The organism is Mesorhizobium sp. RCAM 05099, assembly GCF_059683685.1.
The window spans coordinates 4,475,171-4,488,897 of sequence record NZ_CM185035.1 but is presented as its reverse complement, the minus strand read 5'-3'; the positions used below and the strand labels follow the sequence as shown (position 1 = coordinate 4,488,897).

Sequence of the window (13,727 nt, the reverse complement as noted above, 5' to 3'; positions counted from 1 at the left end):
CGCTCAGACGGTCCAGAAATAGCGCACGATGTGAAAGAAGATCGGGGCAGCGAAGACCAGGCTGTCGGTACGGTCCATCATGCCGCCATGGCCTTCGATGAGATGGCCCCAATCCTTGACCCCCTGGTCGCGCTTGATGGCGGAGGCTACCAGCCCTCCCAGAAATCCCATCGAGCAGGCGACGAAGGCCACATATGCCGCCTGCAGTGGCGAGAAGGGCGTCACGAACGACAACAGCGCGCCGAGCAGGCTCGCCGACACCAGTCCGCCGATCAGGCCCTCCCAGGTTTTCGACGGCGACACGGTCGGCGAAAAACGGTGTTTTCCGAAAAGCTTTCCGAAGATGTACTGCAGCACGTCGCTGCCTTGTACCACGATGATCAGGAACGCGATCAGCAAGAGGTTGCGGCCTTCGAAGCCTGGCACTTCGAGCGTCAACAGCGCGGGAACATGGCTGACGCAATAGACCGAGATCATCACCGCCCATTGCTGCGCGGCGATCCGCTCGAGAAAGCGTTCAGTGTCGCCATGCAGCGCGGTGATGGCCGGCATCAACAGGAAGCAGTAGACCGGGATGAAGATGACGAAGAGTCCATACCAGGCAGTCCATACCAGCCAGTATTGAAACGGTATGATGATGCCGAACATGCCAAGCAGCACCCAATGGTCGCTGCGGCTTGTATGCGTCAGCGTAACGAATTCGCGTAGGGCGGCGAAGGAAATCAGCGCGAACAGGATGGTCATTCCGTAGCGACCGAAGAAGAAGGCGACGGTCATCAGCGCCACCATCACCCACCAGGCGTTGATGCGCTGGGTGAGATTGACCAGCGTCGAACTGAGTGGCTTCGGCGCCCGCGCGCAAAGTATCGCGGCGACGATGCTGGCGGTCGTCAGCACCGCGAGCAGGCCGATGATCAGAATGGAGATGTCGTGGCGCATCAATCGTCTCGCTCGGGGCGCGGGTTGAGCGCCAGAAGCGTGGCGTGGGCGCGGTCGAGAAAGGCACGGCGTTCTTCGCCGGGGGCCACCGTCACCGGTGCGCCAAAGACGACACGGCAAAGCAGCGGCACCGGGAGGAACTGACCCTTGGGCAGCACACGCGACATATTCTCGATCCAGCACGGGATCAGTTCGACCTCCGGCCGCGCCATCGACAGATTGTATAGTCCGGAGCGGAAGGCCAGCAGCGGCTGGTCGGTCATGTTGCGGGTGCCTTCGGGAAACAGGATCAGCGAGTGGCCCTGATCGAGAACCGACAGCATGATCTCGATCGGGTTTTCCTCCGGCCTGGTCCATTGCCGGTTGATGAGCACGGACGACAGCATGTCCTCGGCGATGAAGCGGCGCAGCCGCGACTTCCCCCAATATTCGCCGGCGGCCACGGCATGGGTGATAGCGCGCTCCTTTTCGCTCAGGCAGGCCGACAGCAGGATGAAGTCACCATGGCTGGTGTGATTGGCGAAATAGATTCGCTGCCGGTCCGACGGCAAGCTGCCATTCCAGATCGGACGCACGCCGGTCACCACCCAGGCCAGCGCCGAGAGGCCGACGGAGGTCGCCGTCTGCAGCATGGTGAAGGTCTTGAGCGAAAGCTTGCTCATCGCGGCGCCCAAAATCCCGCAGCGAAAAGCATCACCACAAACAGGCCAAGGGCGGCGCGTTGCCGGGTGAGCAGCCGGCGCGTGCCGGCAATGCGGTCATCGAACTGGCGTGTGGCGGACGGGAGGGGTTTCAGGCGCATGCGCGCCAGCATGTCATCCACCGCGGCACCGCTGGAAGCCTCGTCGTCGTGGCTGGCCATCAACCGGAACAGCAGCGCGTCGAATGCCAGCAGCGTCGAAAGCGCTAGCACGGCGACAGCGCTCGCGGCGGCGACCGAAAGGGCGATGGCTGCGGGCCAGGTCTCGAAGGCGCCGCGCGCCGAAGCAGCCAAGGGCGTGAGAATATTTCCGGCCACCACAACTGCGGCCGGCCATGCGGCCTGTTGCATCAGCATGCGGGCGAAAAGATTGGCACGTTCCCGGCAGGCATTGTCCGTCATGACGCCGCCCGCTCCGTCGTCTTGGCAAGATGAATCGGCCGACCGGCGGCGACGAGCATCTCGCGGGCAAGCACCAGCGTCCTGGCCCTGCCTGTCGCCACCAGCCATTCGGCGACAACGCCGGCGCTGCGTTGGAAACCGAGCGCGCAGCACACCAGCACCGTGCCGTCGCGGCAAGCGCTCTCCAGCGCGCTGGCGGTCTGCTGCTGTATCGTCACTGGCGGCGGCAACAAATCGATCATCGGCAAGCTGATCCAACGGCAATTTGCTCCCGCCGGTTTTTCAAGTTCGGCGGCGAGGTCGATGACCGTGCCGAATCTGTTGGCTTCGCGCGCCGTCGGAAAGCGGCCGAGAAAGACGCCATCGGTGACGGCCACGAGCGGCGGGAGCTTGCGCGTCCATATCGCAATATTGACCCTGGCGCCCAATCGATAGGGCGAAAGCAGGACGCGGCTTCCCAGGGACACATGGCCTTCCGCCGTCTTCTGGAACACCTTGGCGCTGGCCCCGGCATAGACAAAGGCGACGATGGCGAGCGCCAGCGCCGGCCAAAGCAGGAAAAGCGCGACAGCGGAAAAGAAGGCGCCGAACGCGGCGCCCGCCAGCGCAAGGACAGCACCCAGCGCATAGAACCGCGCCAGCCGGCGCGCTTTCGCATCGCCGGTCAGTCGGGCGCCCGAAAACGGCAAGTCGCCGCTGCGCGGAAACAGCCACAGCGCAAAAAACCCCAGCAGCGCGCCGGTGGGGATGTCGATGAAATGATGTTGCCAAGTCGTCAGCACCGAGACGCCGATCAGGAAGCACCAGGCATGCCAGAGCGGCAGGAAAAGGCCGCCGAGCCGGTGGCGCCAGTGATCCCAGATGATCACCAGCAGGGCGATGTGCAGCGAGGGCGCCTGGTTGAAAGGTTTGTCGAAACCGCCAAGCACGGCAAACAAGAAACCCGGCACGCCGGTCGTTTCCGGTCGAAGGAAAGTCGCGGTCAGCGGGAACAGAACGAAGCAGGCCACGGCCACGATCTGCGCGGTGAGATAACGCCCGGCCAGGCGGTCTACTCCTTGCCTGCTGTCGTTGAGCAACAGCGACAGGCCGTAGAAAAGGTTGATCGACCAGTAGGGTACGATGGTCCAGGCGATGAACGGGATACTGTGCTCCCAGGAAAACACGATGCTGCCGACATCGTCGCGCCGTGAAGCCAACCAGTTGGCGAAACCGTAGCTCAGGTAGAAGAACGGCGTCAGGAAGGCCAGCCAAAGGGCCGCCCTGAAGACCACCCGACCGTAAGGTTCGGCGCGCTCCGTGGATGCAAGCGATGATACCATCCTGTTCAGCGCCGCCGTGCGACCGAGACGGTGAAGATGCCCCATTGGTCGATGCGCTGGTCGAGTTTCTCGAAACCGGCGGCTTCGACGAGCTGGTCCATTTCGCCTTGCGTGCGCCGGCGCATGACCCAGGCCTGGCCGCCGCGATGCGAGGTCAGGCTGCGCGCGATCATCTCCAGCTGCGGATGCCAGGGCTGGTTGGTGTAGAGCAGCAGGCTTCCTGGCTGCATGGCGCGGGCCAATCCACCGAGCGAGCGCGCGATCATCGCATTGTCGGAGAACAGTTCGTAAAGACCCGACACGATGGCGAGGTCGGGCGCCGGATCGGCGGCCGCGAGCATGTCGGCATCGAAAGCGTCCGCGCGCTGGAACGAGACGCTTGCCGGCAATTGCCGTTCGGCGATCAGCTTGCGGCCAAGCTGGACGTTGAGGTCGGAATAATCCTGCAGACGCACGCTCGCCGGCTGGTCGGGGCACTTCACAATGGCATCGAGGACATAGCGGCCGTGGCCTGCGGCGATGTCGAGAATGTGTACCGGCCGGCCGGCGGCCTTCAGTGTCGCCGGGCAGGAACCGATCAGCTCTTCGAGATGCAGTTTGCGCTGGCGGATGCCGCGCCAGCCGATGGCTTCCAGGAAGATGCGGTCGACGAAGCGGCCGAGAGGTGTAAGACCCCGCGCGTCGTTCTCGTAGACGTAATCCAGCGTCGAGCCCGAATCGAAGCCGGTGGTGACGCCCGCCTTCATACCCGACGAGAACCAGGCGCCCATGCGGATGGAGGCACGGCTGAATGCCCAATAAAGGCCCTTGGGCGACAGCGGAGCTAGTGGCGAGGCAAGCCTGTCGGCCTCGTCGCGCGTGTAGCCGGCGACATCCGCCTGCTTGAGGTCGACCGGCGCGTCCGGCGCGGCGAACTGCCCGGCAAGGAACGGCCGGATCAGGTCGAGGGCCTGCGCCCGGTCGCGCTCGCCCAGCGTGTCATGGAAGAAACCCGGCAACACATGGCGTTCCTTGGCGCGGCTGCCGAGATTGACGAAGAACTCGTGCTGCGGGCCGTGGCGCACCACCCAGTCGCTTCCCGAAAGCAGAAGCTGCGTCGGCACCGTGATGGCGCGGGCGTCCGCAACGATGCGCGCCGCATGCTGGTAGAGTTCGACCAGGATGTTGGAGGCGATCGGCCGTGTGATCAGCGGATCGCTCTCGAAAGAGGCGATACGCACGGGATCATGGGTCAGGAACTTCGCCTTGACGTAGGAATTGACGAAGAAACGGCCCTTGAGCTTCTGCCAGAGTGCGATGCCTTCCTTGGCGAAGGGCACATAGAGCTTCACCGAAAAGGCCGGTGAGGCCAGCACCATGGCACGCAGCTTTGGCGCATAGTCGTGCACCCAGGCTGCGGCGAGCACGGCGCCAAAGGACTGCGCGATCAGCGCAATATCCTGCGTGGCGAAGCCATCCTTGACGGCGATCTCGCGCATGAAGCAGTCGATGTCGCTTACCAGGGCCGAGAAGGAAGGGGCATAGCCGCGCTCGCCGGACGAGCGGCCATTGCCGCGGGCGTCCCAGGCGTAGAAGGCGTGGTCGGGCATTTGCAATTCGTCGACGAGATGGGCCATGCGACCGCCATGCTCGTGGCCGCGGTGGAAGAGCACCACCGCACCCTTGGCATCGGCGGAAGCCGCCGGCCAGAACCGGTAGAAGATCTCCGTCCCGTCATGGCTGCGGAAGACACGCTCTTGCGCTTGCCGATCAAGGTTTTCCGCAACCGCGGCTGCGATTGGCTCGTGCATCATGGTCTTTCCCCCTGGCGGCATGGCGAGCCTCGATGCTCAGCTGGCGCTGCCAATAAGGCCGGCGCGTATCCGGTTTATGGCGGTCAATAGCGAAAGCGTTGCCATGGCTGGAAACACAAGCGGTGCGATGGATGCTGGCCAGAGCCCGGGGGCGCACAGCACGGCGACCACGCCCAGCGCCAGCGCCCTGTCGCTTTTGCCGAACGGCCCGGCATAGTTTCGTCCGACCTTGGCGGCGATGCCGAGCACGCCAGCGAACTCGGTCAGCACGGCTGACAAGGCGAAGGCGACGACGCCCCATGGACTGAACTGTGGAAAGGCGGCGAACGGCAAGATCAGCGCGAGGTCGGAGACGACGTCGCAAAATTCGTTCAGATACATGCCGAGCGTCGAGGCCTGCCCGTGTTCCCGCGCCAGCATGCCATCGACGGCATTGAGCGCCATGCGCACGAACATCACCACGGGAATGAGCAGCAGAAGCGAGCGCCATTCATGCAAGATCGCGATGGCCGTCCCCGTCGCGATCGACAATAGGGCCGCCAGGAGGGTTATGCTGTTTGCAGTAACTCCGGCTGCCGCCAGCCTATTGACCAGCGGCCGCAGTTTTCCTTGGAAAGCCGGCTTGAGAGCGTAAAGCGTCGGCATTTCGTTGATCCCCCGATCCTGATCAGCGGCTGTACATCAATATGTCAGATGCGACCAGTAGGTTGCGGAGGCCGAAACGGCGCCTCTCCAGTGCGTGCATCCTGACGTCGCGGATGCGGTCACGCCGACCGGGACGGCCGCCGACCAGATGTTCACCAAGCGCTAACCCTGACTGCAGCGCAGGGCTGCCATCCACATTTGCCGGCTTCTGGCGCAATGCGGCATCTTGAATAGTGAGCACGCTTATTATATGTCTCGCTCATGGTTTCCGATGGCATAGACAGGTTGGGGTTCTTGATCCACGACGTGCAGCGCCTGATGCGCAAGCGCTTCGAGGCGAGGGCCAGTGGTTTGGGGCTTTCCTCGGCGCAATGGCGGCTTTTGGTCCGCGTTGCCAAGGAAGATGGTGTCGCGCAGGCGCGGCTGGCCGAACTTCTCGAAATCGAGCCGATCAGCGTTTCTCGTCTGGTCGACCGCATGGAGGAGGGGGCTGGATCGAGCGTCGTTCCGACGCCACCGATCGCCGCGTCCGCATGATCTTTCTGACACCCAAGGCGAGCGAAGCCTACGCCCTGATCAAGAGCCTTGCTGGCGAAGTCTACGAAGAATCGCTGACCGGCGTGTCGCCGGAAGATCGCCGCGTCCTGATCATGGGGCTTGAGGCGATGGTCCAGAACCTGGCGGACGACGAGACGCCGTCCATTGAAAAAATGAAGAATACGGAAGGCGCAGCAGCATGAACGCGGTAGCCAAGATAGATGAGAACGCGACCAAGCTGGAAATGGAAGCGCCGGCACAGCCGGCTGCTGCCCCCGTGGCGGTTGCACCTCCGGTCCAGCCGGCACCGGTGCCTGTGAAGAAGAAGCGCCGGCTGGGCCGCTCCCTGCTGATGATTGCGCTGCCTGCGGCACTGGTGGTTGGCGGCGGCTATGTCTGGGTCACCGGCGGCCGCTATCAGGAAACGGAAAACGCCAATCTGCAGCAGGCCAAGGTGTCGATCGCCTCGGATACGGCCGGCCGCATCGTTCAGGTCGACATCGCCGACAACCAACTGGTCAAGCAAGGCGACGTGCTGTTTGCCATCGACCCGGAGCCATACCGGATCGCGTTGGCCCAGGCCGACGCGGCGGTTGCTGTCGCACGGGTTGGTATCGAGCAGTTGCGCGCCGCCTACAGCCAGGCGACGGCGCAGGAAAAGTCCGCCACCAGCGAAGTCGACTATGCGCAGTCGCAATATGACCGCGCCGCCGACCTCGCCCAGAAGGGCATCAACACCAAGTCGGCGCTGGACCAGGCGAAAAACGATCTCGACAAGGCCAAGCAGCAATTGGCTGTTGCCCAGCAAGGCATCATCAGCGCCAAGGCTGCACTTGCCGGCAATCCCGACATCGAGACTGACAGGCATCCGACTGTGATGGCCGCGCTCGCCGCGCGCGACAAGGCGGCCTACGACCTGGCGCAGACCACGGTCAAGGCTCCGGCCGATGGCGTCATCAGCCAGGCCTCGTCGTTCAAGGTCGGTCAGTATGTCGGCTCCGGCACGCCGCTGTTTTCACTTGTCGAGACCGGCGATACCTGGATCGAAGCCAATTTCAAGGAAACCCAGCTGACCCATATGAAGCCCGGCCAGAAGGCCGAGATCGTGGTCGATACCTATCCGGGCCGCACCTTCGAGGCGACGGTCAAGGCGATCGGCGCCGGCACGGGAGCCGAATTCTCGCTGCTGCCTGCCCAGAATGCCACGGGCAACTGGGTCAAGGTCACGCAGCGTATTCCGGTGCGCCTCGAGCTGACCGATGCCGACGCCAAGATGGCGTTGCGCACCGGCATGAGCACCGCCGTCACCGTGGACACCGGCGTTTCGCGCGGGTTTCCCACCATATTCGGCCACGCCACTGCGGGTGAGGCCAAGTAGGGCGCTCGCCGCGCTGGGGTGACACAGATGGCAAGATTGGTCCGAGGGGAGGGTGTGAAGGGAGAAGGGGCCGATGGCCGGGCTGCATCGAAGATGCGGTTCGCTCGATCCCTGAACCATTCGACGCCGGACCCTTTGGTCCTTCGGTTTCCGGGCGGCAGGTGTCCGTCATGTCGAGACGCTCGGTCGATGTAACCCCCACATCGATACTCGCGTCCCACCGCGATGAGAGTCTCTCCTTACGGAAGGCTCTGCCGCCCGGAAACCCTCTGTACACGATTTTGTTACCTGTCGGAAGTTCCGCATCATGAGCACGCCAGAACCCTTTCGCGAAGTGCCGCATCGCGGCCTGATCACGGTCGCGCTGATGCTGGCGACGATCATGCAGGCGCTCGACACGACGATCGCCAACGTCGCGCTGCCGACCATGACCGGCGATCTCGGTGCCTCTCCGGACAACATCAACTGGGTGCTGACCTCCTACATCGTTGCCGCCGCCATCATGACGCCGGTGACCGGCTGGCTCGCCGACCGCTTCGGCCGCAAGGAATTGTTCCTGACGGCGGTGGTCGGCTTCACCGTGTTCTCGATGCTGTGCGGCATCGCCTGGAGCCTGGAGACCATGGTGTTCTTCCGGCTGATGCAAGGCGTGTTCGGCGCCGCCATCGTGCCGCTGTCGCAGACTTTCCTGCTCGACATCAACCCCAGGGAACGCCACGGCCAGGCGATGGCCATCTGGGGCGCCGGCATCATGCTGGGGCCAATTCTGGGCCCGACCCTGGGTGGCTGGCTGACCGAGAATTTCAACTGGCGCTGGGTCTTCTTCATCAACCTGCCGGTCGGCATCGTCGCCTTCCTCGGCATGGCCGCCTATTTGCCGGCCGTTGCGCGGCGGGTGCGCAGCTTTGATTTCTTCGGCTTCGCCATGATATCGCTCGGCGTCGGCGCGCTTCAGCTGCTGCTCGATCGCGGCGGTGAGGTCGACTGGTTTTCCTCGGTCGAGATATGGATCGAGCTTGGCCTTTCGATCACGGGGTTCTGGGTATTCATCATCCACACGGTCACATCAGAACATCCCTTCATCGATCCAAAGATTTTCCTCGACCGCAATTTCGTGACCGGGCTGGCGTTCATCTTCGTCATGGGTGTGCTCATTCTGGCGAGCATGTCGCTGCTGCCGCCGATGCTGTCGACCATCTTCGGCTATCCTACCGTCACCATAGGCATCGTCATGGGGCCACGCGGTGTCGGCACGATGATTTCGATGCTCGTCGTCGGGCGGCTCATGAGCAAGATCGACGCCAGGATTCTCGTCGTCATCGGCTTTCTCCTGACCGCGCAGTCGCTCTACACCATGTCCAGCTTCACGCCTCAGATGGACAACTGGCTGATCATCAGCTCCGGCGTCATCCAGGGCTTGGGAATGGGAATGGTGTTCGTGCCGCTGTCGACCGTGGCCTTCGCCACGCTTGACGTACGCTTCCGCACCGATGCCACGGCCTTGTTCAGTCTGGTCCGCAACCTCGGGTCGTCCATCGGCGTGTCGGTCGTGACGGTTTTGATGGTGCGCAACACGCAGATCAACCATGCCGAGCTTTCGGCCTTCATCAACCCGTTCAACCCCAATCTATGGGCGGTCTCACCGGCGGCGGCGAGCGGAAATCAGATGGCGCTTTTCCAGGTGGATCGCATGGTCAATCTCCAGGCGATGATGATCTCCTATGTCAACGACTTCAAAATACTGATGATGATGACGTTGATCGCGGTCCCGTTTGTCTTCCTGCTGCGCAAGCCAGCGCGGGCGCCGGCGGCCGGTGGGGCACCCGCCGCGCATATGGACTAGAAGGCTGGCCAGCGTTTTCCGCCGCCCAAGCGCTAGCCAACCGAGGTTGGCTGGAGAAATATTGCCTCCGTCCCGACGATGCCGTCATGCATCGCTGGTGGCTCCACGAGCATTGGCTTCGGCCTGGGGGAGATGCGATGCAACATCCGGCATTCCCAGTATTTGATCTCGGGCGCTTCGAGAACTCCGGCCACGAGGAGAAGAAGGCGCTCGGTGCCGAGGTCGACCGCATCTGCCGCGGCACCGGCTTTCTGGCCGTGAAGAACCACGGCATTCCGGAACCCGTGATCGACGCCGCCTGGTCGAAGGCGCGAGCTTTCTTCGACCTCCTTCCGGAGCAAAAGCAGCGTTCGAAGGCGCCCTACAAGGGCTACCCCTACGGCTATCTCGGCCCCGAACTCGAAGCGCTTGCCAAATCGCGCAATGTCGACACGCCGCCGGACCTGAAGGAAAGCTTCAACGGCGGTCCGCTGCGCGTACCGTCGGGCATGCGTGATCCGGAGGCGTTGGCCTTCTGCTACGCCGAGACGATCTGGCCGGCCGAGCCCGCCGGCTTCATCGAGGCATGGAAGGCCTATTATGCCGCGCTCGAGGATCTCGCCGTGCGCATCATGCGGGTTTTCGCCACCGCGCTCGGCCTGCCCGAGAGCTATTTCGACAGCTATCTCGATGCGCCGATCAGTGCGCTACGAGCCCTCAACTACCCCGAACAGCATGTCGCGCCCAAACCCGGCCAGATCCGTGCCGGTGCCCACACCGACTATGGCAGCCTGACGATCCTCCTGCCGCAGCCCGGGTCGCGCGGCCTCGAGATCATCACCCCGAACGGGGAGTGGACCCCGGTTCCGCCAATTCCGGGCGCCTTCGTCATCAACATTGGCGATCTGATGGCGCGCTGGACCAACGATCGCTGGGTTTCCACCTTGCATCGCGTGGTCAATCCGCCGGCCGGTGAGGGCGGCAAGGACCGGCGCCAGTCCATGGCTTTCTTTCACCAGCCGAACTGGGATGCTCGGATCAGGGTGCTGGACGTATGCCTTGCCGACGGTGAGGCGCCGAAATACGAGCCGGTGCTGTCCGGCCCCTATCTGATGGCCAAGTTCAAGGCGACGACCAGGTAGGGAAGAACACCCTATTCCCAGGCGCGAGGCTCCAGTGGCGGATGTCGCTGTCGCGATCGTTTCGCGCATAGTCGAGGCCGACGCGGCTGAAGCGCGGCTCAGCCAATTCATCCTGATGTCGAAGAACACCGAGCCTGAAAGCTCAAAGGTGGTTCCAGAACCGCGATCGAGTTTCAGGCATCCGAGCCTCGCGACCCGATTTCGATCCGGTTTATCTGTCATTAGTACATCAGTAACACTATGGGCCGACTTTCATTCTGCCGATGGGCGCTCTTTTTTCCCAAGTCCAAAAATCCGAGGAATTCTGTTTGGCCACGAAATCATCCAGGCAAGTCGCCGAAGCGCCCGAGTCGGCCAGTCTGGCCGTGCTGGCAAAACTGGCGACTGCTTCGTACGGAACTCTTGAGCTGGAGCTTCGGGCGACGATCGCAACGCTCGAAGCACAGGCGCTGCGGTTCGAGACGGTGATCGACAACATCTCGCAAGGCATCTGCTTTTTCGGTGCCGATGAGCGGCTGATCCTGTCCAACCGCCGCTATGCCGAGATCTACCGCATCGCGCCTGGGCGATTGCAATCGGGCCTGACATTGAGCGAAATCGTCGAACGCCGCGTTGCCGCCGGGACATCCGCGATGGCGGCCGATGCCTATCTCGCATTGGCCCGGTCGGTCAATTCGGGCACCGCTTCGAAAATCTGGACCGCCATACTCACCGACGGTCGAACTATTCAGATTTGCCATCAGCCGATGCCCGATGGCAGTTGGGTGGCCACGCATGAGGACATTACGGAACTGACTGCCAATCGCCAGATCGTCGACGAGCGCATCTCGCTGCAAACGTTGATCGACTGGGTGCCCGACTATCTCTGGGTCAAGGACAGGGAAAGCCGCTTTGTCGTGGTCAACAGCGCCCTTGCGGCCGACAGCGGTCGGGATAAGACCAGTGACATGATCGGCTTGACCGATTTTGATCTCCATGCCCCGGAACTTGCGCAGAAGTTCCGCCTCATCGAGCAGAACGTCCTCAACAGCGGACAACCGATGATTGACGAGGAGGAGTTCGTTGTCGACGCGTCGGGCGACGGCAAATGGCTCTCGTCGACGAAGGTGCCGTTGCGCAATGCCCAAAACGAAATCTTCGGTCTGGTTGGCATTGCCCATGACATCACTGCCCGCAAGCAAGCGGACGTCCTTAGGAACGGGCAAGCGCATATCCTGGAAATGATCGCGATGAGCGCTCCGCTTGAAGATGTGCTCGACCGTCTCATGCGCCTCGTGGAATCCCAGTTGACGGGCATATTCGGTTCCGTCTTGCTGCTCGACAAGGACGGCAGCCACTTGCGGCACGGCGCCGCGCCGAGCCTGGCGAAAGACTATACGAACGCCATCGACGGGGTCGCTATCGGTCCGAAGGTGGGATCCTGCGGGACCGCCGTCTACCGGCGGGAGCCGGTCATTGTCGCAGACATCATGCAGGACCCCCTCTGGGAAGAATTTCGCGAACTGGTGTCGGTTTTCGGCTATCGTTCGTGCTGGTCGACCCCGATCCTGTCGCACCAGGGCACCGTCCTGGGCGTGTTCGCGATGTATTCGATGACGGTGCGCGAACCGGTCGAGGCCGAGACCCGGCTGATTGATTTCACGACCCGCATCGCCGGAATCGCGATCGAGCGCAAGCTGGCCGAAGACCAGATCCACTTCATGGCCAACCATGATGTGCTTACCGGACTTCCCAATCGCGCCTTGCTGGAGGATCGGCTTTCTCAAGCGATCCTGTACGCGCAGCGATACGATCGCTGGGTGACGGTGGTGTTCATCGATCTGGACAATTTCAAGCTTGTCAACGACACGCTCGGCCACAATGCCGGAGACGAACTCCTGAAGATCGTCGCCCGCCGCATGGTTGAATGCGTAAGGGCGACTGACACCGTGGTCCGACTTGGCGGCGATGAATTTGTCATCGTCCTGTTTGATCAACCGACGAACGTCGATCTCATCTCGGAGACCTTGCAGAAAATCCGCACAGCGATTGCCGAGCCAGTTCATCTTGGAGAGCATTGGCTGAGGGCGACAGCCAGCATCGGTATCGCGAACTATCCCAAGGATGGGGCGGTCCCCGATACGCTCTTGGCCAATGCCGATGCAGCCATGTATCGCGCGAAAGAAATCGGCCGCGACAATTTCCAGTTCTACGCTCCCGAATTCAACACCAGGGCGCATGAAAAATTCGTGCTTCAGGAGGAGTTGCGAAACGCCCTGGCCCGTTCAGAATTCGTGCTGCTCTATCAGCCGCAAGTCGATCTTCGCTCGGGGCGCGTCTTCGCGGTGGAAGCGTTGATCCGCTGGAACCATCCGACACAGGGCGTGATAGCGCCGGCCAATTTCATCCCGACGGCCGAGGAGACAGGTCTGATCGTGCCGATCGGCGACTGGGTTCTGCATGAAGCCTGTCGACAGAACAAGGCCTGGCAGGATGCGGGTTTGCCGCCGATGACTGTCTGTGTGAACGTGTCGGCACGGCAGTTCAGAGAAAAGAATCTGGTCGGTCGCGTCGTCAATGCGCTGAGGGACAGTGGTCTGGAGGCCAGATATCTCGAGCTGGAGGTGACCGAAAGCCTTATCATGCAGGATATCGAATTGGCGGTCGCGACAATGAACGAACTGCAAGGCCTGGGCGTTCAGATATCGATCGACGATTTCGGAACGGGCTATTCCAGCCTCAGCGCGCTCAAGACCTTTCCAGTTGCGCGGCTGAAAATCGACAAGTCTTTCATCAACGACGTCGCCGAGGACGAAAACGATCAGGCTGTTGCCAGCGCCGTGATTTCGTTGGGTCAAAAGCTGAACATGAGGGTCATTGCCGAGGGCGTCGAAACAGACGATCAGGTGGCTTTCTTGCTCAAGAACAATTGCGACGAAATGCAGGGCTACCATTTCAGCAAGCCGGTCTCTGCCCGGGACATCGAGAAATTGCTCAACCACGAGGATTGACGGATTGCTCAGCAAGCGATCTCGCGTCGGCTCGACGAAAACCACACCCGACGGCGA

At 62.2% G+C, this 13,727-nt stretch carries 10 protein-coding genes and 1 pseudogene; 5 read left to right on the top strand and 6 right to left on the bottom strand.

Annotated features, from left to right (window positions below):
* Positions 1–3: 3 nt before the first annotated feature.
* Genes AC56QQ_RS22275 through AC56QQ_RS22250 form a run of 6 tightly spaced genes read right to left on the bottom strand, consistent with a single transcriptional unit; the run spans position 4 to position 5,801 of the window.
* Positions 4–939, bottom strand: a complete 936-nt coding sequence (locus tag AC56QQ_RS22275) for a phosphatidate cytidylyltransferase (protein WP_497123386.1) — start codon at positions 937–939, stop codon at positions 4–6.
* Positions 939–1,601 carry a lysophospholipid acyltransferase family protein gene (locus tag AC56QQ_RS22270; protein ID WP_489860766.1) on the bottom strand — a complete coding sequence of 221 codons (663 nt, stop codon included), beginning with the start codon at positions 1,599–1,601 and terminating at the stop codon, positions 939–941. Before AC56QQ_RS22270 ends, AC56QQ_RS22275 begins: the two co-directional genes overlap by 1 nt.
* Positions 1,598–2,041, bottom strand: coding sequence for a hypothetical protein (locus tag AC56QQ_RS22265; RefSeq protein WP_489860767.1), 444 nt, complete (start codon positions 2,039–2,041; stop codon positions 1,598–1,600). The genes AC56QQ_RS22270 and AC56QQ_RS22265 overlap by 4 nt, the downstream gene beginning before the upstream one ends.
* Complete coding sequence (locus AC56QQ_RS22260) at positions 2,038–3,363, bottom strand: phosphatase PAP2/dual specificity phosphatase family protein (RefSeq protein ID WP_497123385.1); 1,326 nt, start codon at positions 3,361–3,363, stop codon at positions 2,038–2,040. The genes AC56QQ_RS22265 and AC56QQ_RS22260 overlap by 4 nt, the downstream gene beginning before the upstream one ends.
* Before the next feature lie 5 nt (positions 3,364–3,368).
* On the bottom strand, positions 3,369–5,153 hold the full coding sequence (locus AC56QQ_RS22255; protein WP_497129088.1) for a bifunctional alpha/beta hydrolase/class I SAM-dependent methyltransferase: 1,785 nt from the start codon (positions 5,151–5,153) through the stop codon (positions 3,369–3,371).
* Between the two features lie 39 nt (positions 5,154–5,192).
* Entirely contained in the window at positions 5,193–5,801 is a 609-nt protein-coding gene (locus tag AC56QQ_RS22250; protein WP_497123384.1) for a CDP-alcohol phosphatidyltransferase family protein, read from the bottom strand.
* A 261-nt stretch (positions 5,802–6,062) separates the two neighbouring features.
* Between AC56QQ_RS22250 and AC56QQ_RS22245 the strand changes: the two are divergent.
* The 5 genes and pseudogenes from AC56QQ_RS22245 (at position 6,063) to AC56QQ_RS22225 (ending at position 13,670) form a co-directional block, all read left to right on the top strand.
* Positions 6,063–6,541: pseudogene (locus tag AC56QQ_RS22245) on the top strand (MarR family winged helix-turn-helix transcriptional regulator).
* Entirely contained in the window at positions 6,538–7,716 is a 1,179-nt protein-coding gene (locus tag AC56QQ_RS22240; RefSeq protein WP_497123383.1) for an HlyD family secretion protein, read from the top strand. Before AC56QQ_RS22245 ends, AC56QQ_RS22240 begins: the two are co-directional and overlap by 4 nt.
* Before the next feature lie 307 nt (positions 7,717–8,023).
* Positions 8,024–9,559: a DHA2 family efflux MFS transporter permease subunit gene (locus tag AC56QQ_RS22235; protein WP_497123382.1), complete on the top strand. Its 1,536-nt coding sequence runs from the start codon at positions 8,024–8,026 to the stop codon at positions 9,557–9,559.
* 137 nt (positions 9,560–9,696) lie between these two features.
* Positions 9,697–10,680, top strand: a complete 984-nt coding sequence (locus AC56QQ_RS22230) for an isopenicillin N synthase family dioxygenase (protein WP_497123381.1) — start codon at positions 9,697–9,699, stop codon at positions 10,678–10,680.
* Positions 10,681–10,988: 308 nt separating this feature from the next.
* On the top strand, positions 10,989–13,670 hold the full coding sequence (locus tag AC56QQ_RS22225; RefSeq protein ID WP_489860773.1) for an EAL domain-containing protein: 2,682 nt from the start codon (positions 10,989–10,991) through the stop codon (positions 13,668–13,670).
* Positions 13,671–13,727: the final 57 nt, after the last annotated feature.

Coding starts and splice junctions, on each gene's coding strand:
- AC56QQ_RS22240 (WP_497123383.1), top strand. CDS start 6,538: ATGAACGCGGTAGCCAAGATAGATGAGAACGCGACCAAGCTGGAAATG.
- AC56QQ_RS22275 (WP_497123386.1), bottom strand. CDS start 939: ATGCGCCACGACATCTCCATTCTGATCATCGGCCTGCTCGCGGTGCTG.
- AC56QQ_RS22235 (WP_497123382.1), top strand. CDS start 8,024: ATGAGCACGCCAGAACCCTTTCGCGAAGTGCCGCATCGCGGCCTGATC.
- AC56QQ_RS22265 (WP_489860767.1), bottom strand. CDS start 2,041: ATGACGGACAATGCCTGCCGGGAACGTGCCAATCTTTTCGCCCGCATG.
- AC56QQ_RS22230 (WP_497123381.1), top strand. CDS start 9,697: ATGCAACATCCGGCATTCCCAGTATTTGATCTCGGGCGCTTCGAGAAC.
- AC56QQ_RS22255 (WP_497129088.1), bottom strand. CDS start 5,153: ATGCACGAGCCAATCGCAGCCGCGGTTGCGGAAAACCTTGATCGGCAA.
- AC56QQ_RS22260 (WP_497123385.1), bottom strand. CDS start 3,363: ATGGTATCATCGCTTGCATCCACGGAGCGCGCCGAACCTTACGGTCGG.
- AC56QQ_RS22270 (WP_489860766.1), bottom strand. CDS start 1,601: ATGAGCAAGCTTTCGCTCAAGACCTTCACCATGCTGCAGACGGCGACC.
- AC56QQ_RS22250 (WP_497123384.1), bottom strand. CDS start 5,801: ATGCCGACGCTTTACGCTCTCAAGCCGGCTTTCCAAGGAAAACTGCGG.